This is a genomic window from Collinsella sp. AF23-4AC (assembly GCF_003462685.1).
Classification (GTDB): Bacteria; Actinomycetota; Coriobacteriia; order Coriobacteriales; family Coriobacteriaceae; genus Collinsella.
The window spans coordinates 241,367-266,925 of the sequence record NZ_QRVE01000001.1 but is presented as its reverse complement, the minus strand read 5'-3'; the positions used below and the strand labels follow the sequence as shown (position 1 = coordinate 266,925).

The window sequence follows — 25,559 nt, the reverse complement described above, 5'->3', positions numbered from 1 at the left end:
ATGTCCCGTTTAAAAGAGAGGTGACGCGGTATGGAATTGACAGCAATGTTTAGCTCGATTGGCCTGTGCGTGGGCGCAATCGTTGCCGCCGCGGTCATCTACTTTGTGGTCACGGCCATTAAGGGCAAAAGGGCCGAACGCAAGGAGCGCGCGACGCTTAAACAGCATCGCGACCAGCAGAGCAAACGCGCACGGAGATAGCTTGTTGAGTTTTGGATCCGTGCGCTAGCTGCGTTTTCGGATCAGGGCAATGTAGAAGCCCTCAAATTCGCGGCTGGGCGGAATGGTGAGCGTGCCGGGCAGGCCGTTGGCGATGGCCGATACCTGACCCGCGGCAATGGCCTCGGTCAGGGCGTTGGACTCGATGCGCGGCTCCTCGCCAGCTTCCTGGGCGCGGCGTGCCTCACTTTCGCTTGGCGTGCCGTCGAGGGGGATGAGCTCGCAGTCCATATGCTTGTCGAGGGCCTCTTGCAGGGCGTCCTCGTTTTCCTGCGGCAAGATCGAACAAGTCGAATAGACGAGCGTGCCGCCCGGTTTGAGGGCTCCCATGGCGCGGTCCAGAAGTGCTCGCTGCGAGCGGGCACACTTGCTCAGCAGCTGCTCGGTCAGGCCGCGCAGGCTTTTCTCGTTGCCGCTGATGACGGTGCCCGTGCCGGTGCAGGGAGCGTCGAGCAGGATGCGGTCAAAGCGGAAGAACTCGTCGAGCTCGCGTGCGTCGGTGCGCATGACGGGCACGTTTTTTGCGCCTTGGCGGTGGAGGTTGGCTTCGAGCTTCTCGGCGCGGGGAATGCTCATCTCGCAGGCGGTAAGGTGCGCCTGCCCCTGCGTGAGGGCGGCGATCTGCGTCGTCTTGCCGCCAGGGGCTGCGCACATGTCCAGGATGTCCTCGCCTACCTGAGCGCCCAGGACCAGCGGCGGCATCATGGACGACAGGCTCTGCAGGTAGATCTTGCCGTCGCGGTAGATGTCGAGATCCCACAGATCGGAAACCTGGGCCTCGGGCAGGATGAAGGCGTCTGGGTACCAGGTGACGGGGTTGTGAGCGATGCCGGCGGCATCGAGCGCCGCAGCGATGTCCTCGACGGTTGCCTTGAGCGTGTTGGCGCGCAGCGTGACCGGGCGTGTGGCCGCGGCGCCGAAGCCCTCGATCATGAGCTCGGCATCGGCGGGCGCATAGGCGCCGGCGACCGTGTCGACCATAAAGCGCGGTAGGTCGGCGGCGGAGTGTTGGGCGGCAAGCTGGTCGGAAAGCTCGGTAGCAGCAAACTGCCTGAGCTTGAGCTCGGCCTTGACCTGCTTTTTCTGCTTACGACGACGCGGCTTGGACATCCGTCTTTCCTTCCCATTCCATTACATGTCGAGTGTTTAGTACTGGCTCTCGTGCTTGCTGAAGAAGTCGAAGCGCGGGGGCAGTGGCTTTACGCGGTGCTCGCCGGGCTTCTCGCCCAGACTCTCCACAAATTCGTCCGTGGAGGCGAAGATGTTGTCCCAGCTAAAGAAGGCGACCGGGTCAACGTCGAAGTACTCGCAGATGAGCTCGCAGCCGGCAGGGACGATGCCGTGCATGAGCACGGTCGCCACGCGCAGCTCGGTAAAGGCGTCGACGAGGGCCTGCGTCATTGCGGCGTTTGCCTCGTTACCCTCGAGCTTGTTGGCGGCCTTGGAGGCATCGCTCCAGCGCTTGTTGGCGGCGCGCAGGTAGTCGTCGCACACGGCAAGCGCGCGGTGCGTCTCGAACTTGTACATAGCCTGCTCAAAGGCGAGAGCTGCCTGCTCGGCGGCTTCGACCACGGCGGCAGAGGCCGCACCGGCGGGGATGCAGCCGTTGCGATAGGGGCTCTCGTCGCCCTCCTTGACGGCGACGCCGTAGAAGCAGCTGCGGGCCAGGCGGTTGAACACGCCGGTCAGCAGCGCGCTCTCCTTAAGGGCCGGATCGATGACGCGCTTGTCGTCGCAGGCGCGCACCTCGTTGCCGTCCTTGTCCTTGCCGGTCACGCGGGTGTCGTATGCCTTGGGGCTAAAGCTCACCGGCTTTTCGGACAGGCCGAGCGACAGCCAGTGCGCGCGCATCTGCTCGCAGGTGTAGTGGTTGAGCAGGTCGTCTGCCGGCGGGGGAGGCGTCTGCGAGGACGAGCTGGCCTTTTTGCCCATGTAGAGCAGGTGGTAGCAGGCGCTGACGGTGCTCTGCGTGAGGTCCCAGCCCAGGGCCTCCCACATGGCGGTCTGCGCGATGCAGTAGAAGTAGATGTTGTCCTGACCGATAAACTGGTAGATCTGTGCGTCGTCCGAGCACCACCAGTCGCGCCAGTCGAGCGAGCTGTGCTGGTAGGTGGGCGCGGGCACCTGCGTGGAGTCGGCAGCGGGCTCGCCCATGAGGGCGGCGTCCTGGGCGGCGACGCCCTCGGTCACGCCGGCGGCGCGGGCGTCGCGGGCGAGTACGGTACGCGTATAGCTGATGGGCGCCCACAAGCTCTCGGGCCAGCACCAGCAGGTGACGTCGGTCACGCCATCGACCTCGGGCACCGGAACGCCCCAGTCGATGTTGCCGGTGATGCGGAAGGGCACGAGTGCCTTGCCGCTGCGGAAGCGCACGCCACCGTTGGCGAGCACGGCGTGGGCATCGTCGCGCTCCTTCCAGCTGGGGAAGGTGACGGTAAAGCTGCTCTTGTTGCCCTCGGGCTCCAACACGGTGTGCTCGGGAAGTTGGTCCTCGACGGCATCGAAGGCCTCGCGGAACTTGTTCTGGATGTAGAGCTGAGCCGGCAGCAGCCACTCTTCCATGGTCTTGGAGACCACGGAGCGAACCTGCGGGTTCTGGGCGAGCTTGGCGGTGTAGGTCTTCATAAAGTCGAGGTAGGCCGGCAGGTCAAAGTAGAGATTGTCGACCGGGCGCAGCTCGGGCACCTCGCCGGTGAGCTGGCTCTTGGGCGCGATGAGCTCCTCGGGCTCAAACTGGTGACCCAGATCGCACTCGTCGGCGTAGGCTTTCTCGGACTTGCAGCCCTGGATGGGGCAGCGGCCGATCACCTGGCGGCCGTTGAGGAACGTGCCGGCCTTGGCATCGTAGAACTGCAGCGTGGAGCGCTTGGAGATGGTGCCCTGCTCGTGCAGGCGCTTGATAATCTCGGCGGTTACCTCGTTGTGAATCTGCGCGGCCGGCTCAAGGCCCGAGCCGCCGTAGATATCGCAGCTGATGTTGTAGTTGTTGAGGGTCGCGGCCTGGCGGGAGTGATTGGACTCGACATACTCGCCGATGGACTTATCGTAGCCTTCGTTCTCCTTGAGCTTGCGGTAGCTCTCCATGATGGGCGAGCCGTAGCAGTCAGTGCCCGAGGTGAAGATGACGTTCTCGCGGCCCAGGCGGTCGCGAAGGAAGCGGGCGAAGAAGTCGGCCGGGACAAAGACGCCGCCGACGTGGCCAAAGTGAAGGCCCTTGTTGCCGTAGGGCTCGCCGGCGGTAACGATGGCGCGGCGAGGCCAGCTGGGACGGTCGTTCATGGAGTATTTGGATGCCATGGGACTCCTTCGCATATGGTGAGAGCGCGGCCGGGCGCAAGGCCTGGCGACGCGGTGGTCAATTCGTGCATATCGTTCGACATTATCGCACATGCGGACGGGTACGTGGCAGGGGCGCTATCCTAAGATGCTATGAATGAGATTTCCAACATACATGCGTTTGAGGACGAGGATTTTCTACACGCCTGCTTTGTGTGGGGGATGGCCGTGATCGCGGTGTTTGCCGTGTGCCTGGTGCCGATGTTTATGCTGCTGGGCGGGCCTGCGGACTTGGACGCGGCTGAGGCGGGCGGCTGGATGGCTGTCGTGGGCTGGATAGTCGGCTTGACTGCGGTCTCAATGGCGTCGTTTGCCGTGCACGAGCTGGTACATGCGGTGTTTTTTAAGCTGCTGGCTCCTGCGGGCGCGCGCGTGACCTTTGGGGCGAACCTCGAGACGGCGATGATCTATGCCTGCGCCGAGGGCGTTGTGTATTCGCGCCGGCGGTACATGGCGGTTTGCCTGGCGCCGACGGTTGTTGTGACGACAGCATTTGCCCTGGGGTTTGCGTTCTCGGACTATCCGCTGCTGTGCTACCTGGCGGCTGGTCTGCACTTGTCGGGCTGCGTGGGCGATTGGTATTACGTGCGGACCATCCTGCGCGACCGCCGCATTGTCGCCTGCGAGGATACGTCCTTTGGCGTGCGCTTTTTTGGGTGAGGAGATGTCGATGAAGTCGTTGTTGCTGCATGCGTGCTGCGCACCATGCTCGCTTGAGCCGGTTCGCCTGCTGCGCGAGGAGGGGTTTGAGCCCACGATTTGCTGGACCAACCCTAATATTCAACCTCACGATGAATGGCGGCGGCGTTTGGACGAGCTGCGCCGGTGGTGTGCCGATGGCGACATCGAGCTCATCGAGGCCGGGGAGGACCGCGAACGCTGGGAGACCGGCGTGGCCCCGCTGGGTGCCGATCGTCCCCGTCGCTGTCGCGCGTGCTATGCCTTGCGCTTGGCCGAGGCATGCCGCGTTGCCCAGGAGCGCGGGTTTGAATATGTGGGTACGACGCTCGCCGTCTCGCCGTACCAGCTGTTCGACACCTGCAATGACGTACTCGAGCGCCTGGCGGCGGCACGTGGGCTCACCCCGGTCATTCGCGATTTTCGCCCGTATTATCCCGAGGCTACGCGCCGTTCGCGCGAACTGGGCATGTATCGACAGAACTACTGCGGCTGCCGCTTTTCTGCTGTCGAGGCGGCCATGGACCGCGCCCGCATCCGCGACGAGCGCAAAGCCGCCAAAAAGTAGTTCGTTTGGGACGTCAGCCTGCTAGGATGTAGAGCGGACTTTAGCTATATAAGGAGTATCAGACGTGTCTATGCGTACCGATGATTTTGACTACAACCTTCCTGAGGAACTGATTGCCCAGGCTCCTGCCGAGCCGCGCGACTCCTGCCGCCTGCTGGTGGTGGATCGCAAAGGCTCCCAGGCGGGGAAGCCGCTGGAGCACGGCGGTACTGTTGAGCACCGCATCTTCCGCGACATCATCGACTATATCGAGCCGGGCGACGTGCTCGTCATCAACCAGACGCGCGTGATGCCGGCCCGCCTGATCGGTCGCAAAGCCGGCTCGGGTGGCGTGGTCGAGACGCTGCTGCTCAAGCGCCGTGAGGATGTGGATCCGCTCGGCCATGTGTGGGAGTGCCTGGTCAAGCCGGGCAAGCGCCTGAAGCCCGGTGCTCAGATTGAGTATCGCGCCGGTGGCGCCCATGCGCCCGAGGGGGCTCCCGTGGTGCTGACGGCCGAGGTCATCGACTTTGTTACCGATAGCCGCGGTGGCCGTCTGGTGCGCTTTGAGCCGGCCGGTTGCAATGCCGCCGGCGACCCGCGCACGCTCGACGAGGCCATCCATGCTGCCGGCCACGTGCCGCTGCCGCCCTACATTACCGATTACGAGGGCGACCCCGAGAAGTACCAGACCGTCTACGCCATGAAGGAAGAGCACTCGGCTGCCGCTCCCACGGCGGGTCTGCACTTTACGCCCGAGCTTATGGCTGCCATCGAGGCCAAGGGTGCCAAGTTTGCCGCCGTCGAACTCGAGGTGGGCATCGATACCTTCCGTCTGGTGGAGGAGGACGATCCCACGCAGCATGTGATGCACACCGAGCGCTACCACGTGTCGCAGGAGGTTGTCGACGCCGTGCATAAGGCGAAGGCCGAGGGCCATCGTGCGATTGCTGTCGGTACCACGGCGGTGCGCTCGCTCGAGAGCGCGTTTGACGCCGATGCTCCGGTGTCCGATCCGGCTGTGACGGCGCGCTATTTTGAGGGCCGCGAGGACGGCGCTGACACGCTCGGCCGCGGCGACATCGTGGTGCGCGAGAACGCGACGACGCAGCTCTACCTCATGCCCGGCTCGACCTATCACGTGGTCGACGCTCTGATCACGAACTTCCACGTGCCGCGCTCCACGCTCATGATGCTTGTGAGCGCACTTGCCACCCGCGACCAGATCATGGATGCCTACGCCGCCGCCATCGAGGAGCGCTACCGCTTCTTCAGCTTTGGTGACGCGATGCTCATTTTGTAGGTTACGGCGTTTTCCAAACGCCGTAACCGGCCGACGCTGCGCGGGCCGCATTTGGACAATCTGACGTTCAACTTCAAGGGCGCGGCCAGAAGGTCAGCGCCCTTTCGTTTCACGTCACCTTGTCTCAAATGCGGCCCGCTCGCTGACTCTGCCATAACATTGGCGTTTGCGTTGCTGGCGAAAAGTAGTCTTTGGGGACGTTTTTGAACGACTACTTGCTCGCGAACAGCCAGACTAGGATGATCACCAGGATTGCGGCGACGATGCAGACGATGGCGCCGGTGAATTTGATGCGTGAGTCGCGGGTACGCTCGCGCACCGCGTCCTCGGTGGCCTCGAGCTGGGCGACTTCTCGCTCGGTCTCGGTGTGTTCGGCTTTGTCTCGGGCCAAGGACCCTGCAAGCGACTCGGTGATCTCTGGGTGGTCGTGCACCTCGGTCGCCTGTTCGATGATCGACTGCGCATGTGCGGCATCTGCTTGGGCGTTGGCGATGGTCTGCTCCTGCTCGCGGCGTGCCTTGTCCTCCGCGGCGATCTTCTCGCGCAGTTCGCGCTGACGAGTCGCGGCGGCGGTCTTCGCCGTCTGCAGCTCGTCGCGCGCGGTATCGGCTTCGGTCGTCACGGCTTGGTGCGCGCGTTTTGCGTCGGCGATAGGGGCTTGAGCCTGCTCGACGGCCTGCTCGGCTGCGGCAAGCGAGTGCTCAAGGTCGGCGGTGATGCGCGGGACATCTTCTTCGGCTTTACGCAGGGCATCTGCCGTGTCGGAAATCTGCATCGAGAGCTCGCTGGTGCGCACCGTATAGTTGGCGGGATTTGCCGAGGGATTGCGTTGCAGCTCGGCATACTCATGACGCAGCGTCTCGAGCTGGGCGCGCGTGGCGTCGACGGTTTGTTGTGCGGCGGCAATGCCGGCGTCTCGCTCTGCCTTCACCTTGTCGCGGATGCGCTTGGAATCCTCAAGACGTCGAACGAGGCGGTTGCCGGTCTCGCGTGAGCTCGCCTCGCGGGCCTCCACGGCGTCGAGCGCGGCCTTCAGGCGGAGCTCAGTCGCGTCATCCTCTGTCTTCATTTGTTCGAGCTGACCCTTGAGCCCTGTCGCTTTGGCGGCGTGGGCATCACGGTCAATCTCGGCGGCCGCTGCAGTCTTTTGGGCCGTGGCAATCGCCTGGCGCTGGTCGGCGACGATCTGGTCGTAGCGGCCTGCGATATCCTGGCGCGTCTCGAGTTCCTCGGCCTGATCGGCAATGCGCTGCTCAAGTTCGGCCAGGTGGGCGCGGGCATCGGCAAGTGCCTTTTTCGCGGCGTTCATCTCGCGCATGGCCGAGGCACCCTGGGCGATAAAGGTGCCCACGGCGTTCGCAGTGTTCGAGACAGCGGTCCCCAGATCGCGGCTCGCGGCGGAGGAGTGCGGGGCGGTCGGGCGAGCGGTGTCGGCAGCGTCCGCATCGGCAGCCTGCGGCACGGCGATATTGCCGGTACCGCCCTCGATTACAGAAAAGCCTGCTGCGTGCGGGTCGACCGCATCGGCGCCAATCGTGGGATGCTCGAGCTGCAGAAACGAGGGCATGGTGCTGCCCTGGTCGGCAACCGGAGTCTCGCCGGGTACGAAGGTCGAGGCTGCCTCGGCGGCCTCCTCTTCCTCGGCGTCAACGTCAGCGTCGGCCACGGCGTCTTTCATCGCTTTGACGGCATCCATCATGGAGTCCATGACGGCGTCGAGCTCTTCTTCCGAAGAAACCTCGATGGGGCCCGCAGCTTGCGGAGCGGCATCCTGTACGGGGTCGTCGTCCTGAGCGGGCGCATCGTCGTTTTGCTCGTCTGCATCTTCGGCGCCAGGGGTTTCCGCCGTAGCGCTTTCGTCCAAGATGGGGTCGTCGAGGTCAATATCATCGCAGGTCACAGCGTCGGCATCTGCAGTGACGTCTGCGGAATCATCAATATGCTGTTGAGTCTGGGGGTCCAGCTCGTCTGTCATAGGCATGTGCTCCTCATCGTTGTTTGTCACCCTATGATAAAGTCTCGCGCCGACATCCCGCGCGCTGCAGCAAAGTTTCAAAACGTGTTCGATGGCTCGCGTCGATAGCAAAAACTCGGCCACTTTATCCAGTTTGTACTTGACAATCCCTTCGCCGAAAGACGTTATGCCGTTCGCCTGCCGAGGCCTTTTCTTTTCACTTGAACCCGTTAAAGTTGCATTTCAGCTTTTGGCGCGTGAAGTTGGATGCGCGCAGTCGACGGGCAGGCCCGTCGCGATTTGAAAGGACTTTGTATGGGACTTTTCACTGGTAAGACCGTGATCGTTACCGGCGGCGGCAAGGCCACACTTAAGGACGGCTCCGCTGGTTCCATCGGCTACGGCATCGATATCGCTTTTGCCAAGGAGGGCGCAAACCTCGTCATCACCGGCCGCAACGTCGCCAAGCTCGAGGCCGCCAAGGAGTCTCTCGAGGCCGAGTACGGTGTCAAGGTTCTGCCTGTTCAGGCCGATGTTTCGGCTGGTCAGGACAACGAGGCCGTCGTCCAGAACGTCATCGACAAGGCTATTGAGGAGTTCGGCCGCATCGACGCCGTCGTCAACAATGCTCAGGCCAGCGCTTCGGGCGTGACCATCGCCGACCACACCATGGACCAGTTCAACCTCGCCATTTACTCCGGTCTGTATGCCACCTACCTGTACATGCAGAAGGCCTACCCGCACCTGAAGGAGACCAAGGGCTCCGTGGTCAACTTTGCTTCGGGAGCCGGCCTGTTTGGCAACTATGGCCAGTGCAGCTACGCCGCTGCCAAGGAGGGCATCCGCGGTCTGACCCGCGTCGCTGCCAACGAGTGGGGCAAGGACGGCATCAACGTCAATATCGTTTGCCCGCTTGCTTGGACCGCTGCGCTCGAGAACTTCCAGGATGCCTATCCCGAGGCGTTCAAGGCCAACGTCCACATGCCGCCGGCTGGCCACTACGGCGACGTCGAGAAGGAAATCGGCCGCGTTGTCGTTCAGCTCTGCGGTCCCGACTTTAAGTATATGAACGGCGAGACCGTCACCCTCGAGGGTGGCATGGGCCAGCGTCCTTAGGGGTTACGCGGTTTTACCAACCCGCGTAACCGGCCGACGCTGCGCGGGCCGCATTTGGACAATCTGACGTTCAACTTCAAGGGCGCGACCAGAAGGTCAGCGCCCTTTCGTTTCACGTCACCTTGTCTCAAATGCGGCCCGCTCGCTGACTTATGCTCAACCTGCGGCGCCATTTTGCTTGAAGGCACCTTGCTCGCTCTGGCGGGTTTTCGCTGTCGGTGCCAAAACATCGGCGTTTCCGTGGTTGGGCTAGTCATTGGGGACGTTCTTGTTTGACTAGTCGTTTAAGAACGTCCCCAATGACTAGCCGTAAAATGAGCGTGGATAATCTCCCGTTTTTGGTCTGTGTTTTGGGCAAAAGTGGGAGATTATCCACGCTCATTCGGTAAGCGTCCAAAAATCCACGCTCATTTGCCGTGTCCCTGCCGCGCCACCTCTTGCGCCAGTTTCTGTCGAGTCGGTGCTTCTTGCGGGTTGCCCGTATAATGGTTTGCGTATGAACCGCAACCAAGGAGTTCCAGTTTATGGACCAGAACCTTTTTAAATTCGACCTGATCGCCGAGGACCCGACGACGCACGCGCGTGCCGGCGTACTGCACACCCCGCACGGCGACATCGAGACGCCGATTTTTATGCCCGTGGGCACCAAGGCAAACGTCAAGGGCATTCCTACCGAGACTGTCAAGAAGCTCGGCGCCCAGATCGTGCTCGCCAATACCTATCATCTGTCCATGCGTCCCGGCGAGGACACCATCGCCGAGCTGGGCGGCCTGCACAAGTTCATGAACTGGCACGGCCCCATCCTCACCGACTCGGGCGGTTTCCAGGTCTTCAGCCACAACGATGCCGTCAAGCTCACCGATGAGGGCGTGCGCTTTATTGTCAACGATTACGACGGCCGCCACGTGTTTTGGACGCCCGAGGACAACATGGAAATCGCCATGAAACTCGGCTCCGATATCTGCATGCAGCTCGACCAGTGCCCGGGCTATCCCGCCACGCGCGCCTACGTTGAGCGCGCCGTTGAGCTGTCGAGCATGTGGGCCGAGCGCTGCTATAAGGCGCATACCCGCGATGACCAGGCGCTCTTTGGCATCGTTCAGGGCGGCATGCACCTGGATCTGCGCCTGCGTTCGCTGCGCCATCTGGAGGAGTGCGGCGACTTCCCCGGTTACGGCATTGGTGGCTACTCGGTGGGCGAGGACCACGAGACCATGTTCGAGACCCTGGCGCCGCTCGTGAGCGAGTACATGCCCAAGCACAAGCCGCGCTACCTGATGGGCGTCGGCAACCCGACCACGCTCGTGCGCGGCGTTGGCGTGGGCATCGACATGTTCGACTGCGTGCTGCCGACGCGCACCGGCCGTATGGGTACGGCGTTCTCCAGTGAGGGTCGCCTCAACTTCCGCAACGCGCGCTTTGCGCACGACGACGGTCCCATCGATCCCACCTGCACCTGCCCGGTGTGCACGGGCGGTTACAGCCGTGCGCTCATCCGTCACATGGTCACGCAGAAGGAGATGCTCGGCGGCATTCTGCTGTCGATGCACAACATCTACTACCTGCTCAACCTTATGCAGCGTGCCCGCCAGGCCATTATCGAGGGCCGTTACGGCGCGTTCGTGAGTGACTGGATGAACAGCCCAGCGGCGGTGGATTACTAAGAGCCGCGGGCGCGTTTGCGGGGCGTGAACAACGGCAAAGGCCAAGCGGCGATTGGTCGTCGCGTTCGCTAACACGGTCTGCGTGACCGCTGACCGATGCCTTGCAAGCACTTGATGCATCGTGGGTACCATACCGAATAGTTGATGTTCGGGCGGGTGTTTGGCGCATGGCGTCGACCCCGCCCGTTTCTATTTTCGATAGGAGTACCCATGATTAGGAATGAGAATGTCGAGGGCGAGCCCGCCTACGACGAGACGTACCGCCGCGGCCCCGTGGTCATGCGCGGCCCCATGATTCCTAAGGACAACACCTACGCCAACCTGCTGGCGCCCGAGGAGTCGACTGACTGGCTGCACGCCGACCCCTGGCGCGTGCTGCGCATTCAGGCAGAGTTTGTCGATGGCTTCGGCGCGCTTGCCGAGCTCGGGCCCGCGGTGACCATCTTCGGCAGTGCCCGCACGCCCAAGACCGATCCGCTCTACAAGGCGGCGCGCACGGTCGGCCGCAAAATCGCCCAGCGCGGCGTGGCGGTTATCACCGGCGGCGGTCCCGGCGTCATGGAGGCAGCCAACAGGGGAGCGGCGAGCGCCAACGGCAAGTCGGTCGGCTTGGGTATCGAACTGCCGCACGAGCAGGGGCTCAACAAATACGTGAACCTCGGCATGGACTTCCGCTACTTTTTTGTGCGCAAAACCATGTTCGTTAAGTACAGCTCGGGCGCCATCGTATTTCCCGGCGGCTTTGGCACGCTCGACGAGATGTTCGAGGTTCTCACGCTGGTGCAGACGCACAAGGTCAAGCGCATGCCGCTCGTGCTGGTGGGCAGCGAGTACTGGCAGGGCCTGTTCGACTGGCTCAACGGTCCGGTGATGGACGCCGGCATGATCAGTCCGCTCGATCCGGATCTGGTACACATTACCGACGACCTCAACGAGGCCGTTGACATTGCCCTGAGCGGGCTGATGTAGAGTGGCTAAAATGGGACGGGGCTAAAAAGACCGGTGCGTAACGTTACATGCCAGTCTTTTTAGCCCCGTCCCAAATGAACTGCTTCTAAGTTGCGGTGGAATAGGGATTGATTGGCGGCTAATAAGCCAAAAACAGTCCCTATTTCACCGCAACTGATGTGGGCGTCCCTAGCGAGTTGGCTGGTAGCGGGGGCAGTAGCTGATGGCGATGGCGTCGACGCCTACATGGGTGGCGATGGTGCAGCCGATGGTGCCGGCGCCGGCGTCTACGTAGTCCTGGCCCGCGAGCGCCTCGTTGACAAGTTCCTGCTCCTCGGCGGCGCCGGTCGTGAGCACGCGCACGCTTGAGCCCGGGTACTCGTCCAAAAACGCGAGGCAGTCTGCCATGGTGTTGGCGACGATACGCTTGGCGCCGCGGCCCTTTTTGATGGCCTTGATCTCGCCCGATTTCCACTCCGGCGAAACGGCCAGGCGAATGTTGAGCATCTGCGTCAGCTGGCCGGCGAGCTTGGGGGCGCGGCCGTTTTTGACCAGGTTCTCGAGCGTGCGGGGAATCAGCAGCAGATGGGCGTCGGGCAACGTCGCGCGGATCTGCGCCTCGGTCTCGTCCAAGCTGCGGCCGTCCTCGCGCATGGCAAGCGCGTACTCCACCAGCAGACCCTCGGCGCCCGAGCCGGTGCGCGAATCGATGCAGCGCACGTCGAGCTCGTGGGTCTCGGCGACTAGGCATGCGTTGGAATAGCAGGCGGACCACTCGCTGCACAGCGAGATAAAGATCGCGCTGTCGTAGCCGTCAGCGCGCACGCGGTCAAACAGCGCCTTGAACTCGCCGGCGCTCGGCTGCGAGGTGTGCGGCAGCTGCTCGGAGCCTGCCATGCGGGCGACGTACTCCTCGGCGGTAATCTGCACCTGGTCGAGCAGGTCCTCGCCTTCGATAATCACATGCAGCGGAATCACGTAAATGCCAAGCTCTTGAGCACGGGCGGGGGAGATGTCCGACGTGGAGTCGGTTATGATGGCAAAAGACATAATTGCACCTTTCGTTGGGGCGCGACGGCGCCGCCTTCTGAGAGCAAAGTGCGACAAGTATAGTGGAGTTGCTCTACATTGCTGGGTTCAATTGTTGAATAGTCAACAGTTTGAAGTGTCGGTGTGGAAATCGTCAACTGGGGAAGAGGGATACCGATGGAGGCGCTGGAGATAGACAAGCGGCCGGTCGTGCTGTTTGATTTCGATGGCACGGTGGCAGATACGGGTCGGGCGGTGATGACCTCGACACGCAAAACGTTGGCCGCGCGCGGGTTTTCGGAGGCGCAGATGGGTGACCTGCGCCGCATGATCGGGCCGCCCCTGTGGAAGAGCTTCCACGACTTTTACGACTTTACGCGCGAGGAGTCGCTCGTGGTGGCCGACGAGTACCGTGCCTATTTTGACGAGCTGGGTCCGGAGGAGTATCCCGTGTTCGACGGAATCCCCGAGCTGCTCGATGGCTTGGCGGCGCAGGGTCATCGCATGGCCGTGGCGACGTCTCGCTTGGAGGCAAAGTGTATCGACATGGTGCATGAGCTGGGGCTTTCTCAGTTTGAGGCGGTGGTTGGCATGAATCCGCCGCAGGGGCGCGAGACCAAGGCCGATTCGGTCCGCGACGCCCTGGCGGCGCTTGGCGCGACTGCCGACGAGGCCGTGATGATCGGCGACCGCTTTAACGACGTGGAGGGCGCGCACGCGATGGGCGTACCGTGCATCGGCATCTATTCGGGCGCGGCGGCGCCGGGCGAGCACGAGGCGGCGGGTGCCGATGCGGTGGTGCACTCGGTGGCAGAGCTTGCTAAACTTTTCTCTATCTAGGAATTTAATGTGAGGGGCGGGTGCGCTTGCCGCTCATTGGTAAGGAGGTCGTCCATGAATCAGGTGGAGCAGAGCGTCGCCGAGTATGTCGACGAGGTCTGGGAGGATGTCGTCGCCGATATCGAGCAGCTGGTGAGTTATCCGTCCGTGGCAGTTTCTGCCGATGCGGAGCCCGGCGCGCCGTTTGGCCGCCCGGTCCGTGACGCGCTCGATTGCGCGCTCGGTATCGCGCAGAAGCTCGGCTATCAGACGAGCGACGACGAGGGCTATGTGGGAATCGCCGATATCCCGGGCCGCGGCGACAAGCAGCTCGCGACTATCTGCCACGTGGACGTGGTTCCCGCCGGCCCTGGCTGGAACACCGACCCGTTCGCCATGGAGCGCCGCGAGGGCTGGCTGCTCGGTCGCGGCGTGATTGACGACAAGGGCCCGGCGGTGCTGTCGCTCTACGCCGGCGCCTACCTTCTCAAGCACGGCATTGTTCCGCGCTACACCATCCGCGCGCTGCTGGGCTGCGATGAGGAAGTGGGCATGTCCGACGTTCACCATTATCTGGAGAACTACGCAGGCCCCGACTTTCTGTTTACGCCCGATGCCGAGTTTCCGGTCTGCAATGCCGAGAAGGGCCAGTTTGGGGTGACGTTTGTGAGCCCCAAGATCGATGGCGGGCGCATCGTGTCCTGGAGCGGCGCCGAGGCAAGCAATGCCATTCCGTCGCAGTCCATCTGCGAGCTCGCGATTGCCGCCGATGAGCTGCCGGCGCCGGTCGAGAACGCCGACCGCCTGGAGATCACGACGCTCGATAACGGGCATGCGCAGATTTTCGCCCACGGTATTGGCGGTCACGCCTCGATGCCCGAGGGAACGATCAATGCCGTCGGCCTCATCGTGGCGTATCTGCGTGAGGCCGAGGACGCGTTTGGTGCACGCGACGAGCGCCTGCTGACGCCTGCCGAGCACGAGTTCGTCAAGTTCCTGGCCTTTGTGCATGCGGATGCCTATGGCCGCGGCCTGGGTATCGATGCGACGAGTCCGGCGTTTGGCCCGCTCACCTGCAACGCTGGCGTCATCCGCGTGGCGGATGGCCATATTGAGCAGGTCATCGACGTGCGCTTCCCCGACAGCACGAGTGCCGATACCATCCGCGAGCAGCTCGACCCGCTCGTGGGCCGTTTTGGCGTGACGTGCCAGCTGGGTCGCGCGAAGGTGCCGTTTTCGGTGTCTGCCGACGATCCGGCCGTGAAGGCGCTTATCGATACCTATAACGAGTTCACCGGCAAGCATGCCGAACCCTTTGCCATGGGCGGCGGCACGTACGCGCGCAACTTTGCCCGCGCCGTCTCGTTTGGCCCCGAAGAGACCGGCCTGGAGCTGCCCGCGTGGGGCGGCCAGATGCACGGTCCCAACGAGTGCGCCAACGAGGAACAGCTCAAGCAGGCGCTCAAGATCTACATCGTGGCAATCTTAAAGCTCAACGAGTTGGAGCTGTAGGGCTTCCCCTATATCCTGCTTGGATACAAACCTGCATTACGAGCCCGGTGCTTCGGCCCGGGCTTTTTCTGTTGCGGTGGGGCAGTCATTGGGGACGTTCTTAAATGACTAGTCAAACAAGAACGTCCCCAATGACTACTTTGCTCTGGTGTAAAAGGTGCGCCATGTTCGGCGCTGGATTGTTATCCGTTTGTAAAGGCTGGGCAGAGCTTGCGGTAAGGGTCTATCAAATGCCCGTAAGAAACAGCAGTTGGCGCGGACGCCGCCCGATCGAGGCCGTATCTTTCCAAACAGCAAAGCGGGCGGGGTGCCCGCGAGTCGCATGTATGAAAGGAAGATCATGCTCGATCAGGCTTATTCTCGTCGTCAGTTCCTCGGCCTCGCTGGTGGTCTTGCCGGCATCGTCGGTCTCGGCCTCGTTGGTTGCGGCGGCTCCGGCGCATCCGACGCCGCCGACAAGGGTAGCGCCGCTGCTGCCGAGTCCGTCTCGGGCGAGGTAACCTACGACGGCGCCTCCTCGTTCCAGGCTCTCGTCGAGGCTGCTGCCGAGAAGTTCATGGACGCCAACCCGGACGTCTCCATCTCCGGTTCGGGCAACGGTTCGGGTAAGGGCCTGACCGCCGTTGCCGCCGGCACCGTCACCATCGGTAACTCCGACGTCTTTGCCGAGACCAAGCTCGAGGCCGACCAGGTCAAGAACCTCGTCGACCACGAGGTCGCCGTAGTGGGCATGGGCCCCGTCGTCTCCAAGAACGTCACGGTCGACGACCTGTCCCTCGAGCAGCTCAAGGGCATCTTCTCCGGCCAGATCACCAACTGGAAGGAGGTTGGCGGCGACGACGCCAAGATCGTCGTCCTCAACCGTAAGGCCGGCTCCGGCACCCGCGCCACCTTCGAGGCCGCCGTCTTTGGCGACGAGGCCGTCGACTTTAAGGGCGATGCCGAGCTCGACAAGTCCGGCGATGTCCAGACGCAGATGGCCAGCACCGATAACGCCATCTCCTACCTCGACTTCTCGCACTTCGATGACTCCAAGTTCAACGCCATCAAGGTCGAGGGCGTCGAGCCCAAGAGCAAGAATGTCACCGACGACTCCTTCAAGATCTGGGCTACCGAGCACATGTACTGCGCGAAGGACGCCGACGAGGCCACCAAGGCCTTCCTGGAGTTCATGCTTTCCGACGACGTCCAGGGCAAGCTCGTTGAGGAGCAGGGCTTTATCCCCGTCTCTGCCATGAAGGTCGTCAAGGACGCCAGCGGCAAGGTCTCTGCTAAATAAGCAATCGCCCCCGGAAAGGTTTGCAATGGCAAAACAGCTGCCAAAGCGCGACCTTGAGAACGTGGGCCTGGGCGTCACGGGTGCGTGCGTAGCGCTCGTGACGCTTGTCGTTGCCGCGCTCATCTTTATGGTCGCCCAAAAGGGCCTCTCGGCTTTTTTCAAGGACGGCGTCTCGATCGTCGAGTTTTTTACCGGTACCAAGTGGGACCTGGCCAACACGGCCGAAAACGGCCTGCCCTACACTGGCGCCCTGCCCCTGATCGTCACCTCGTTTGCGGTCATGGTGCTCTCCACGCTCATCGCACTGCCCATCGCCATCGGCTCTGCCATCTTTGCGGTCGAGATTCAGCCTAAGTTTGGCTCCAAGGTTTTTCAGCCGCTCATTGAGCTTTTGACCGGTATTCCCTCGGTCGTCTTTGGCCTGATCGGCTTTCACGTGGTCGTCGGCCTTATGAAGAGCGTTTTCCACGTGAGCACGGGTCTGGGCATCTTGCCCGGTGCCATCGTACTGGCAGTCATGATTCTGCCGACGATGACTACGCTTTCGGTCGACGGCCTGCGCGCCGTGCCCGACAGCTACCGTCAGGGCTCGCTCGCGCTGGGCTACACCCGCTGGCAGACCATCTGGCACGTGGTGCTCAAGAGTGCCATGCCCTCGCTCATGACCGCGATCATCCTGGGCATGACCCGCGCCTTTGGCGAAACGCTCGCCGTGCGCATGGTTATCGGCGGCATCGAGGCCATGCCGACGTCGCTGCTGTCGCCGGCGTCCACCATTACCACCACGCTCACCACATCCATGGCGGTCTATGCCGAGGGCTCGGCCCAGGACGATGTTCTGTGGGCGCTCGGTCTGCTGCTGATGGGCATGAGCCTCATCTTTATCCTGATCATCCATCTCATTGGCCGCAAGGGGGCGAAGGCTCGTGGCTAGCACGCGCATCCATATCGACGAGGCGAGACTCGGGCGTGTCCAAAAGCAGGACCGCATCGCCACGGGCGTGCTGACGGTGATTGTCGCCATCGTCATGCTCATCGTCGTTTCCATGGTGGCTTACATCCTGTTCGAGGGCATCTCGACGCTGTTCCAGCCGGGCTTTCTCACGCAGCCGTCGCGCGCCAACGGAACCCAGGGCGGCGTGCTCTATCAGCTGTTCGACTCGTTCTATCTGCTGCTGATCACCCTGATCATCTCGGTGCCCATCAGCCTGGGCGGTGCGGTCTTTTTGGTTGAGTACGCGCCGGACGGACCCATCCGCGACATCGCCTCGACCGCCATCGAGACGCTGTCTTCGCTGCCCTCCATCGTCGTCGGCATGTTTGGCTTTCTAGTGTTCTCGGTGCAGCTGGGCTGGAAGTACTCCATCATCTCCGGCGCCGTCGCGCTCACCATGTTCAACATCCCCATCCTGGTGCGCGTGATTCAGCAGGCGCTCGAGGACGTGCCGCAGGCCCAGCGCGATGCGTGCCTGGCCATGGGCCTCACTCGCTGGGAGGCCACGCTGCACATCCTGATCCCCGAGGCCATGCCCGCCATCGTGACCGGCATCGTGCTTTCGGCCGGCCGCGTGTTTGGCGAGGCTGCAGCGCTGCTCTTTACCTCGGGCATGAGCTCGCCGGTTCGCCTGAACTTCTTGAGCTTTAACCTGTCGAGTCCCACCTGCGCCTGGAACGTGTTCCGCCCCGGTGAGTCGCTCGCCGTGCACATCTACAAGATCTATGGCGAGGGCAGCCCCGAGGCCCAGCAGATCGTTTGGGGCACCGCGGCGCTGCTGATGATTTGCGTGCTGCTGTTTAACGTAGTCGCCCGTATCGTGGGCAAGCAACTGGCAAGGAAGATGACGGCCGAATGAGCGAGATAAATGCGACGCCCGCAACCGAAGCGGCCGCGTCCGAGACCCAGGACTTTCTGTCGAGCGTGGGGGAGAGCGAAAAGCGCGTGCGCGTGAGCGGCAAGGCCGTGAGCGACGAGGTTGTGCTCTCCACCAAGGACGTTAACGTGTACTATGGCGAGCACCATGCGCTGCACAATACGTCGCTCGATTTCCACAAGGGTGAGATCACGGCGCTCATCGGGCCTTCTGGCTGTGGCAAGTCGACCTTCTTGCGCAGCCTCAACCTGATGAATCGCGAGATTCGCGGCTGCCGCGTGGAGGGCGAGATCAACTACCGCGGGCGCAACGTGAACACCAGAACCGAGAACACGTACGAGCTGCGTCGCTCCATTGGCATGGTGTTTCAGCAGCCCAACCCGTTCCGCAAATCCATTCGCGACAACATCACGTTTGCGCCCAAGCGCCACGGTATCACCGACCGTGACGAGCTCGATCGTATGGTCGAGGAGAGCTTGCGTGGTGCCGCGCTGTGGGACGAGGTCAAGGACAAGCTCGACAAGAGCGCCTATGCGCTTTCAGGTGGACAGCAGCAGCGTCTGTGCATCGCGCGCACGCTCGCCCTCAACCCCGACGTAATCCTGTTTGACGAGCCCTGCTCGGCGCTCGACCCCATCTCGACGCTGGCGATCGAGGACCTTATGTCGTCGATTGTGGCCGAGCGCGCCATCGTCATCGTGACGCACAACATGGAGCAGGCGTCGCGCGTTTCCAACCGCACGGCGTTCTTCTACATGGGCGATATGGTCGAGTACGACGAGACCGACGAGATTTTCCAACGGCCCAAGGATAAGCGGCTGAATGATTACCTCACTGGCATGTTCTCCTAGTCCGGGACATGCTTGAGGCCCGCGGCGACCACGGTTGCCGCGGGACTGATTGGAGAGGCGGGTCATCTCTTGCGGGAGATGGCCCGCCTTTTTGTGTCGTGTGCGGCCTGCCTTTTCGCTGCTATCATGGACAACGTTGAATTTCTACGAAGGAGCAGGGCATATGGCGATTCTTTTGGGATGCGATTCCATCAGCCTAGAGTTTCCCACCAAGCATATTTTCGATAGCGTGACGCTCGGCGTGGGCGAGGGCGACCGCATTGGTATCGTCGGTAAAAACGGCGACGGCAAGTCGACGCTGCTGAGTGTACTCGCCGGCACGCTGGAACCCGACGACGGCCGCGTGACGCACCGCCGCGGCACCACGATCGGTCTACTCGGCCAAAAGGACCAGCTTGTCGACACCGATACCGTGCATCATGCCGTTGTGGGCGACACGCCTGAGTACGAGTGGGCATCGAGCCCCCGCACGCGTCAGATCCTCGCCGGCCTCATCAGCGATGTGCCCTGGGAGGGCACGGTGGGCGAGCTTTCGGGCGGCCAGCGCCGTCGCGTGGACCTCGCTCGCCTGCTGATTGGCGACTACGACGTGCTCATGCTCGACGAGCCCACCAACCACCTGGACATGCGCACCATCAACTGGCTCGCGCGTCACTTAAAGGCTCGCTGGCAGCGCGGCCAGGGCGCCATGCTCGTGGTCACGCATGACCGTTGGTTCTTGGACGAGGTCTGTACCAGCATGTGGGAGGTCCACGACGGCCAGGTTGATCCCTTCGAGGGCGGCTACTCGGCATATATCCTGCAGCGCGTGGAGCGCGACCGCATGGCCGCCGTTACCGAGGAGCGCCGTCGCAACATGGCGCGCAAGGAGCTCGCGTGGCTGAGCCGCGGCGCCCAGGCGCGTTCCACCAAGCCCAAGTTTCGCGTTGAGGCTGCTCGCGAGCTGATCGCCGACGTACCGCCCGTGCGTGACGAGCTGGAGCTCAAGCGCCTTGCCGTGAGCCGCCTAGGCAAGCAGGTCATCGATGTCATCGACGTGGATGCCGGCTATGCGGATACCGATGGTGCGCCCAAGCAGGTGCTCACCGATGTGACCTGGCTCATCGGCGCGGGCGACCGCTATGGTCTTTTGGGCGAGAACGGCGCCGGCAAGTCGACCTTGCTCGACGTGATCCAGGGCAAGATTGAGCCCACGCGCGGCCGTGTGAAGATTGGCCAGACGGTGCGCTTTGGCGTGCTGTCGCAGCAGCTCGAGGAACTCGAGCCCTACATGGGTGACACGATCCGCGAGGTGCTCGGTAACTATAAGAAGTACTACGTCATCGACGGCAAGGAGACTTCGCCCGAGAAACTTTGCGAGCGCCTGGGCTTTACGACACAGCAGCTCTGGAGTCGCATCGGCGATCTTTCGGGCGGTCAGCGCCGTCGCCTGTCGCTGCTGCTGACGATCCTGGACGAACCCAACGTGCTCATCCTGGACGAGCCCGGCAACGACCTGGATACCGACATGCTCGCGATTGTCGAGGACCTGCTCGACGGCTGGCCCGGCACGCTAATCCTGGTGACGCACGACCGTTTCCTTATGGAGCGCGTGACCGACCAGCAGTGGGCACTGCTCGATGGCCATCTGACGCATATGCCCGGCGGTGTGGACCAGTACCTGCGCCTGTGCAACGCTACCGCCGAGGGCGAGCCCGTGGGTGCGCCGAGCGCCAAGACCGGCACGTTTGATACCGGTGCCGCGGCGGCTGCGGCCGAAAAGCCCAAGTCGAGCGGCCAGCCCAATGGCCTTTCTAACGCTGAACGCCAGAAGCTTCGCCGCGAGGTGAGCTCGCTTGAGCGCAAAATGGAGACGCAGCGCGCCCGCGTGGAGGAGGCCGAGGCCGCGATGGCTCAGGTCGACCCCACCAACTACACGGCGCTGGGCGAGCAGCAGGCAAAGATCGACGAGGCCCACGCCGCCATGGACGAGCTGGAGATGGCGTGGCTCGAGGCGAGCGAGAAGCTCGAGGGCGAGGAGTAGGCGAGGATGATCAAGGCCGCGTTTTTCGATATCGACGGCACGCTGCTGAGCTTTAAGACCCACCGGATTCCGGCGTCGGCACAGCAGGTGCTCGACAGCTTTCACGAGCAGGGGATCGCATGTGTGATTGCTACGGGTCGCCCGACCTACCAGATGCCCGATTGGCTGTTCAACTTGGGTTGGGATGCGTACATTACGCTTTCGGGCCAGCACTGTTTTGATGCCAAGGGCGTTTACCGTAGCTGCCCGATTGACCCGGACGACGTTGCGCTGATTGTGGACCAGGTGGCGCAGGGGCGCTATGACTCGCTGTGCATGCAGGGCGAGAACTCGTTTGTGAACCGCCTGTCCGAGCGCGTGGTGACGGCAGGCAGCAACGCGGGAATCGTCTACCACGAGGAGCCGTTTGAACACGCCTTCGATGCGCCGGTTTACCAGTTCTGCGCCTTTGTGGACCCTGCCGACGAGCATATCGTGACCGACACCGTGTCGCATTCGCTCACCACGCGCTGGTGTGATCTGTTCTGCGACATTATCCCTGCCAACGGCGGCAAGGATCTGGGCGTTGCGGCGACGCTGGAGCGCCTGGGCGTCGACGTGAGCGAAGCGATTGCCTTTGGCGATGGCGAGAACGACCTGTCGATGTTTGGAGCCGTGGGCACCAGTGTTGCCATGGGCAACGCGCAGGATACTGTGAAGGCCGCAGCGACCTACGTAACGACCGCCGTAGACGACGACGGCATCTACAACGCCGCAAAGCACTTCGGGCTGGTGTAGCTGCGGATTCGGCACTTGGGGACGTTCCTTTTCTGCCGGCAGTTGGGGACACTCCTTGCGGGGCGTCCCCATTTTGTTTTCGTCCCGCATGTTTTGTGAAACACGGCTAACTTTTAGGCAAAGTAGTAAGACATGGGCAACTTTTGCGGTAAAGTAAATCAAGCAAAAGTATCCAAAGGCTAACTAGAAGCCATCGCGAAAGGCGGCCCATGGCCCTGCGTGAATCCGGAGAAGACTATCTCGAATCGATCTACGTTCTATCGGAACGTCAGGGCATCGTGCGCTCGATCGACGTTGCCGAATACTTGGGCGTAACCAAAGCAAGCGTCTCTAAAGCCATGGCGGCCTTGGAGAGCACCGGCTACGTGGAGATGGGCAAACGCGACGTGCATCTGACGGAACGCGGTCTTGAGGTTGCCCGTCAAATGTGGGAGCGCCACTGCTTTTTTGTAGGTCTGCTAGAGGACGCAGGCGTAACGCCCGAGGTCGCGTCGCAAGAGGGCTGCCACATGGAGCACTGCCTGAGCGAGGAGAGCTTCGAGAAGCTAAGATCGATGCTGAGACGGGAAGATGTAGCGGGTCCAACAACAGAAGCCTAACTGACCCACAGTAGCGCGGAGTTCACGCAAAGCGCGAACCAGCGACCGGGACCAGCGGCCCTTTCGGCCAAGTCCATTTCAGCAAAGGAACCCCGCCAGCAAGCGATGCCCAAGAACCGCCAGCTGTGTCAATGCAGGCCGGGGCCGGGCTTGGTTTTGAAAACACTCCGCAGCGCGAGGCCCGCCTTTCCGTTGCTCCGCAGGAGCAAGAAAGACGGGCCTCATGCGCGAGGACGTTTTCAAAACCAAGCCCGGCCCCGGCCGGAGGGACCACGAGCGCTACAGGTTCTTGACACCCATCGCGCGCATGGCGTTCAGGATGGCGATGATCGCCACGCCCACGTCGCCAAAGACGGCAAGCCACATATTGGCGATGCCCAGCGCTGCCAGCACAAGGATCAGCAGCTTAATGCCCAGCGCAAAGATAATGTTCTGCCAAACAATCGACATGGTCTTGCGCGCCACGCGGATCGCGCGGGAGATGTTGGACGGCTTGTCGTCCATCAGCACGACGTCCGCCGCCTCGATTGCGGCGTCGGAACCCATGGCGCCCATGGCAATGCCAACGTCTGCGCGGGTGAGCACGGGCGCATCGTTGATGCCATCGCCTACAAAGGCGAGCTTGCCCTTGCCACTTTCGCCCGCGAGCAGCGCTTCAACACGCTCGACCTTGTCGCCCGGCAGCAGCTGCGCGTGGAACTCGTCGAGCCCCAACTGTTCGGCAACGGACGCAGCCACTTCCTCGCGGTCGCCCGTGAGCATAACGGTGTGCTTGACGCCAGCGGCGTGCAAGTCGCGAATCGTTTGCTCCGCATCGACCTTGATGGTGTCGGCAATTACGATGTGGCCGGCATAGGTGCCGTCGACGAGCACGTGGAGGATCGTACCGACGACCTCGCAATTGGGAGCGTCGATACCGGCCGCGGCGAGCATCTTTGCGTTGCCAACGACGACGTGCTTGCCGTCGATGATTGCCGTCACGCCGTGGCCCGCGTCGTTGGCGGAGTCGCTAACGCGCTTGGGGTCGACCTCGCCCTGGTAGGCGACACGCACGGACTGCGCGATGGGGTGATCGGAGAACGACTCCGCAAGGGCTGCGACCTCGAGCAACGACTGCTCGGTATAGCTTGCCTCGGGGTGCACCGCGACGACCGAGAACGTGCCGTTGGTGAGGGTGCCCGTTTTGTCGAAGACGACGGTGTCTACGTCGGCGAGCGTCTCGAGGTAGTTGGAGCCCTTGATGAGAACGCCCAGCTTGGACGCGCCGCCGATGCCGCCAAAGAAACTCAACGGTACGCTGATCACGAGGGCGCACGGGCAGCTGACGACCAGGAAGGTCAGGCCGCGCAGAATCCAGTTGGACCAGGCGCCGGTGACCAGGCCGCCGCCGAGCGCGAGCACCGCGGCGGCTCCGGTGACGGCGGGGGTGTAGACGCGGGCAAAGCGCGTGATGAAGTTCTCGGTGCGCGCCTTCTTTTCGCTGGCGTTTTCAACGAGCTCCAGGACGCGCGCAACGGTGGACTCGCCAAAGGGCTTGGTGGTGCGCACGTGGATGAGGCCCGTCATGTTGATGCAGCCGCTGATGATATCGTCGCCGGACTTGGCGGGGCGGGGAACTGACTCGCCCGTGAGTGCGGCGGTGTCGAGCTGGGTTTCGCCCTCGACGATGACGCCGTCGATAGGCACGCGCTCGCCGGGCTTGACCACGATCACGGTGCCCACGGCGATGTCATCGGGAAAGACCTGTTCGAGCGTGCCGTCGGGCTGCTCGACGTTAGCGTAGTCGGGCGCGATGTCCATCATGGCGCTGATCGACTTGCGGCTCTTGCCCACGGCGTATGCCTGGAACAGCTCGCCGACCTGGTAGAACAGCATGACGGCGGCGCCTTCGGCCATGTGCGGGTCGGTATCGGGGAAGAACACCATGGCAAACGCGCCGATGGTCGCGACGGCCATGAGGAAGCTCTCGTCGAACGCCTTGCCGCGGCGGATGTTATTGAATGCCTTTTGTAGTACGTCGTATCCGGCAATCAAAAACGGCACGAGGAACAGCGCAAAGCTGGCGTAGATGTCGCCCGGGGTGCCGAATGTGGCGGCGAGGGTGCCGAGCTCCTCGAGGGCGTACACCACCGCAAAAATGCCCAGCGCTACCAGGATGCGGTTGCGCTTATGCTCGAGTGACTCTTTTTTCTTGCGCTTCTTCTTTTTCTTCTTGGGGTCGGCGGTGGCCATGACTCGTATCCTCCCATTTGAATGAATGAACACTCGCTCATATAATTTCGCGAGCAAAGGCCGCGGCAAGCGCGGCCTTGCAGGTTGGCGTAAACCTGGGCTAGAGAATAATCTCGCAGTCCGGCTCGGCGTCGGCCGTAAACTCAACAACGCGGTTGAGCACCTCGTCGAACTCAGCATCATCGGCCTCGAGCGTCAGCTTCTGGGTCATAAAGTTGACGGACACGGATTTAACGCCCTCGAGCTTGGCCAGCTCGTCCTGAAGCTCACGCGCGCAGTTGGCGCAGTCGATCTCGTCGAGTTTAAACTGCTTTTTCATGGTGGGTTCCTTTCTCTGTTTTTGCGGCTTGGGTGCAGGCCGCGCTGGTACCGTGGTTGGTCGCTATTCGCAGATGTGGCTCATGCCTTGGTTGAGCATGGTGTAGACGTGGTCGTCGGCGAGCGAGTAGAGAATGTTGCGGCCGTCGCGTCGGAATTTAACTAGGTGCGACTGCTTGAGTGTGCGCAGCTGGTGCGATACTGCCGACTGCGAGGTTTCGGTCGCTTCGGCGATGTCTGCCACGCAGAGCTCGCGGCCCATGAGGGCATAGAGAATCTTGATACGCGTGGTGTCGCTGAAGACCTTGAACAGGTCGGCGAGGTCGTAGAGAAGCTCCTCGTCGGGAAGGTCCTCGGGCGAGCAGGTGGTGGGGATCACGGGCTCGGTGGCCTCGGTGTCGGGTTTCGTTTCATCAACGCGGATGCTCATTGCAATATCCTTTCATATGAACATGCGCTCATATAACTTACTTCCGATTATATG

The 25,559-nt window shown here is 62.4% G+C and carries 23 protein-coding genes; 16 read left to right on the top strand and 7 right to left on the bottom strand.

What is annotated here, in order from left to right; genetic code table 11:
• The first annotated feature begins 30 nt into the window (after positions 1–30).
• Complete coding sequence (locus DWY05_RS09910) at positions 31–201, top strand: hypothetical protein (RefSeq protein ID WP_158558677.1); 171 nt, start codon at positions 31–33, stop codon at positions 199–201.
• Positions 202–225: 24 nt separating this feature from the next.
• On the opposite strand, the gene DWY05_RS01215 is transcribed toward DWY05_RS09910, so the two are convergent.
• Together DWY05_RS01215 and DWY05_RS01210 are read right to left on the bottom strand one after the other, a co-directional pair.
• Positions 226–1,329, bottom strand: a complete 1,104-nt coding sequence (locus tag DWY05_RS01215; protein ID WP_117820469.1) for an RsmB/NOP family class I SAM-dependent RNA methyltransferase — start codon at positions 1,327–1,329, stop codon at positions 226–228.
• Between the two features lie 36 nt (positions 1,330–1,365).
• Complete coding sequence (locus DWY05_RS01210) at positions 1,366–3,516, bottom strand: class I tRNA ligase family protein (RefSeq protein ID WP_117820470.1); 2,151 nt, start codon at positions 3,514–3,516, stop codon at positions 1,366–1,368.
• A gap of 132 nt (positions 3,517–3,648) precedes the next feature.
• Here DWY05_RS01210 and DWY05_RS01205 point away from each other — a divergent pair, with 132 nt between their 5' ends.
• The 3 genes from DWY05_RS01205 to queA all read left to right on the top strand — a co-directional run bounded on the left by DWY05_RS01205 (position 3,649) and on the right by queA (position 6,083).
• Positions 3,649–4,215, top strand: a complete 567-nt coding sequence (locus DWY05_RS01205) for a DUF3267 domain-containing protein (RefSeq protein ID WP_117820471.1) — start codon at positions 3,649–3,651, stop codon at positions 4,213–4,215.
• Positions 4,216–4,225: 10 nt separating this feature from the next.
• Complete coding sequence (locus tag DWY05_RS01200) at positions 4,226–4,801, top strand: epoxyqueuosine reductase QueH (RefSeq protein WP_117820472.1); 576 nt, start codon at positions 4,226–4,228, stop codon at positions 4,799–4,801.
• A 70-nt stretch (positions 4,802–4,871) separates the two neighbouring features.
• Positions 4,872–6,083, top strand: a complete 1,212-nt coding sequence (queA, locus tag DWY05_RS01195) for a tRNA preQ1(34) S-adenosylmethionine ribosyltransferase-isomerase QueA (RefSeq protein ID WP_117820473.1) — start codon at positions 4,872–4,874, stop codon at positions 6,081–6,083.
• 211 nt (positions 6,084–6,294) lie between these two features.
• Here the strand turns inward: queA and DWY05_RS01190 are convergent, their stop codons facing one another.
• Positions 6,295–8,058: a hypothetical protein gene (locus tag DWY05_RS01190; RefSeq protein ID WP_117820474.1), complete on the bottom strand. Its 1,764-nt coding sequence runs from the start codon at positions 8,056–8,058 to the stop codon at positions 6,295–6,297.
• Positions 8,059–8,352: 294 nt separating this feature from the next.
• Between DWY05_RS01190 and DWY05_RS01185 the strand changes: the two genes are divergently transcribed.
• The 3 genes from DWY05_RS01185 (at position 8,353) to DWY05_RS01175 (ending at position 11,786) form a co-directional block, all read left to right on the top strand.
• On the top strand, positions 8,353–9,153 hold the full coding sequence (locus DWY05_RS01185) for an SDR family NAD(P)-dependent oxidoreductase (RefSeq protein WP_006235414.1): 801 nt from the start codon (positions 8,353–8,355) through the stop codon (positions 9,151–9,153).
• Between the two features lie 524 nt (positions 9,154–9,677).
• Positions 9,678–10,817, top strand: coding sequence for a tRNA guanosine(34) transglycosylase Tgt (gene tgt, locus DWY05_RS01180; protein WP_055250876.1), 1,140 nt, complete (start codon positions 9,678–9,680; stop codon positions 10,815–10,817).
• Between the two features lie 210 nt (positions 10,818–11,027).
• Positions 11,028–11,786 carry a TIGR00730 family Rossman fold protein gene (locus tag DWY05_RS01175; RefSeq protein WP_117820475.1) on the top strand — a complete coding sequence of 253 codons (759 nt, stop codon included), beginning with the start codon at positions 11,028–11,030 and terminating at the stop codon, positions 11,784–11,786.
• A gap of 168 nt (positions 11,787–11,954) precedes the next feature.
• Here the strand turns inward: DWY05_RS01175 and DWY05_RS01170 are convergent, their stop codons facing one another.
• Positions 11,955–12,815: a DegV family protein gene (locus tag DWY05_RS01170; RefSeq protein ID WP_117820476.1), complete on the bottom strand. Its 861-nt coding sequence runs from the start codon at positions 12,813–12,815 to the stop codon at positions 11,955–11,957.
• Positions 12,816–12,971: 156 nt separating this feature from the next.
• On the opposite strand from DWY05_RS01170, the gene DWY05_RS01165 reads away from it, so the two are divergent.
• The 9 genes from DWY05_RS01165 (at position 12,972) to DWY05_RS01125 (ending at position 22,525) form a co-directional block, all read left to right on the top strand.
• Positions 12,972–13,634 (top strand): HAD hydrolase-like protein, encoded by a 663-nt coding sequence (locus DWY05_RS01165; RefSeq protein ID WP_117820477.1) that lies wholly within the window; start codon positions 12,972–12,974, stop codon positions 13,632–13,634.
• A gap of 54 nt (positions 13,635–13,688) precedes the next feature.
• Positions 13,689–15,125: a M20 family metallopeptidase gene (locus DWY05_RS01160; protein ID WP_117820478.1), complete on the top strand. Its 1,437-nt coding sequence runs from the start codon at positions 13,689–13,691 to the stop codon at positions 15,123–15,125.
• Between the two features lie 340 nt (positions 15,126–15,465).
• Positions 15,466–16,404, top strand: a complete 939-nt coding sequence (locus tag DWY05_RS01155) for a phosphate ABC transporter substrate-binding protein (RefSeq protein WP_117820479.1) — start codon at positions 15,466–15,468, stop codon at positions 16,402–16,404.
• Between the two features lie 25 nt (positions 16,405–16,429).
• Entirely contained in the window at positions 16,430–17,338 is a 909-nt protein-coding gene (pstC, locus tag DWY05_RS01150) for a phosphate ABC transporter permease subunit PstC (protein ID WP_117820480.1), read from the top strand.
• Complete coding sequence (pstA, locus tag DWY05_RS01145) at positions 17,331–18,257, top strand: phosphate ABC transporter permease PstA (protein ID WP_199409541.1); 927 nt, start codon at positions 17,331–17,333, stop codon at positions 18,255–18,257. Before pstC ends, pstA begins: the two co-directional genes overlap by 8 nt.
• Positions 18,254–19,126, top strand: a complete 873-nt coding sequence (gene pstB, locus DWY05_RS01140) for a phosphate ABC transporter ATP-binding protein PstB (RefSeq protein WP_117820482.1) — start codon at positions 18,254–18,256, stop codon at positions 19,124–19,126. Before pstA ends, pstB begins: the two co-directional genes overlap by 4 nt.
• A gap of 163 nt (positions 19,127–19,289) precedes the next feature.
• A complete protein-coding gene (locus tag DWY05_RS01135; protein WP_117820483.1) occupies positions 19,290–21,149 on the top strand; it encodes an ABC-F family ATP-binding cassette domain-containing protein in 1,860 nt (619 codons plus the stop codon).
• Positions 21,150–21,155: 6 nt separating this feature from the next.
• Complete coding sequence (locus tag DWY05_RS01130; protein ID WP_117837158.1) at positions 21,156–21,926, top strand: Cof-type HAD-IIB family hydrolase; 771 nt, start codon at positions 21,156–21,158, stop codon at positions 21,924–21,926.
• A 209-nt stretch (positions 21,927–22,135) separates the two neighbouring features.
• On the top strand, positions 22,136–22,525 hold the full coding sequence (locus DWY05_RS01125) for a metal-dependent transcriptional regulator (protein ID WP_055252669.1): 390 nt from the start codon (positions 22,136–22,138) through the stop codon (positions 22,523–22,525).
• 279 nt (positions 22,526–22,804) lie between these two features.
• On the opposite strand, the gene DWY05_RS01120 is transcribed toward DWY05_RS01125, so the two are convergent.
• The 3 genes from DWY05_RS01120 to DWY05_RS01110 all read right to left on the bottom strand — a co-directional run bounded on the left by DWY05_RS01120 (position 22,805) and on the right by DWY05_RS01110 (position 25,505).
• Positions 22,805–24,757, bottom strand: coding sequence for a heavy metal translocating P-type ATPase (locus DWY05_RS01120; RefSeq protein ID WP_199409542.1), 1,953 nt, complete (start codon positions 24,755–24,757; stop codon positions 22,805–22,807).
• Between the two features lie 100 nt (positions 24,758–24,857).
• Positions 24,858–25,076 carry a cation transporter gene (locus DWY05_RS01115; protein WP_035137286.1) on the bottom strand — a complete coding sequence of 73 codons (219 nt, stop codon included), beginning with the start codon at positions 25,074–25,076 and terminating at the stop codon, positions 24,858–24,860.
• Between the two features lie 63 nt (positions 25,077–25,139).
• Complete coding sequence (locus DWY05_RS01110; RefSeq protein ID WP_082437811.1) at positions 25,140–25,505, bottom strand: helix-turn-helix transcriptional regulator; 366 nt, start codon at positions 25,503–25,505, stop codon at positions 25,140–25,142.
• Positions 25,506–25,559 lie beyond the last annotated feature (54 nt).

Excerpts from the sequence above, each read along its gene's own strand:
- DWY05_RS01110 (WP_082437811.1), bottom strand. The coding sequence starts at position 25,505 with ATGAGCATCCGCGTTGATGAAACGAAACCCGACACCGAGGCCACCGAG.
- DWY05_RS01125 (WP_055252669.1), top strand. The coding sequence starts at position 22,136 with ATGGCCCTGCGTGAATCCGGAGAAGACTATCTCGAATCGATCTACGTT.
- DWY05_RS01130 (WP_117837158.1), top strand. The coding sequence starts at position 21,156 with ATGATCAAGGCCGCGTTTTTCGATATCGACGGCACGCTGCTGAGCTTT.
- DWY05_RS01170 (WP_117820476.1), bottom strand. The coding sequence starts at position 12,815 with ATGTCTTTTGCCATCATAACCGACTCCACGTCGGACATCTCCCCCGCC.
- DWY05_RS01205 (WP_117820471.1), top strand. The coding sequence starts at position 3,649 with ATGAATGAGATTTCCAACATACATGCGTTTGAGGACGAGGATTTTCTA.
- DWY05_RS01215 (WP_117820469.1), bottom strand. The coding sequence starts at position 1,329 with ATGTCCAAGCCGCGTCGTCGTAAGCAGAAAAAGCAGGTCAAGGCCGAG.
- DWY05_RS01120 (WP_199409542.1), bottom strand. The coding sequence starts at position 24,757 with ATGGCCACCGCCGACCCCAAGAAGAAAAAGAAGAAGCGCAAGAAAAAA.
- pstB (WP_117820482.1), top strand. The coding sequence starts at position 18,254 with ATGAGCGAGATAAATGCGACGCCCGCAACCGAAGCGGCCGCGTCCGAG.
- DWY05_RS01185 (WP_006235414.1), top strand. The coding sequence starts at position 8,353 with ATGGGACTTTTCACTGGTAAGACCGTGATCGTTACCGGCGGCGGCAAG.
- DWY05_RS01115 (WP_035137286.1), bottom strand. The coding sequence starts at position 25,076 with ATGAAAAAGCAGTTTAAACTCGACGAGATCGACTGCGCCAACTGCGCG.
- DWY05_RS01210 (WP_117820470.1), bottom strand. The coding sequence starts at position 3,516 with ATGGCATCCAAATACTCCATGAACGACCGTCCCAGCTGGCCTCGCCGC.
- queA (WP_117820473.1), top strand. The coding sequence starts at position 4,872 with ATGCGTACCGATGATTTTGACTACAACCTTCCTGAGGAACTGATTGCC.
- DWY05_RS01135 (WP_117820483.1), top strand. The coding sequence starts at position 19,290 with ATGGCGATTCTTTTGGGATGCGATTCCATCAGCCTAGAGTTTCCCACC.
- DWY05_RS01160 (WP_117820478.1), top strand. The coding sequence starts at position 13,689 with ATGAATCAGGTGGAGCAGAGCGTCGCCGAGTATGTCGACGAGGTCTGG.
- DWY05_RS01190 (WP_117820474.1), bottom strand. The coding sequence starts at position 8,058 with ATGACAGACGAGCTGGACCCCCAGACTCAACAGCATATTGATGATTCC.
- DWY05_RS01175 (WP_117820475.1), top strand. The coding sequence starts at position 11,028 with ATGATTAGGAATGAGAATGTCGAGGGCGAGCCCGCCTACGACGAGACG.
- DWY05_RS09910 (WP_158558677.1), top strand. The coding sequence starts at position 31 with ATGGAATTGACAGCAATGTTTAGCTCGATTGGCCTGTGCGTGGGCGCA.
- DWY05_RS01200 (WP_117820472.1), top strand. The coding sequence starts at position 4,226 with ATGAAGTCGTTGTTGCTGCATGCGTGCTGCGCACCATGCTCGCTTGAG.
- pstC (WP_117820480.1), top strand. The coding sequence starts at position 16,430 with ATGGCAAAACAGCTGCCAAAGCGCGACCTTGAGAACGTGGGCCTGGGC.
- DWY05_RS01155 (WP_117820479.1), top strand. The coding sequence starts at position 15,466 with ATGCTCGATCAGGCTTATTCTCGTCGTCAGTTCCTCGGCCTCGCTGGT.
- tgt (WP_055250876.1), top strand. The coding sequence starts at position 9,678 with ATGGACCAGAACCTTTTTAAATTCGACCTGATCGCCGAGGACCCGACG.
- DWY05_RS01165 (WP_117820477.1), top strand. The coding sequence starts at position 12,972 with ATGGAGGCGCTGGAGATAGACAAGCGGCCGGTCGTGCTGTTTGATTTC.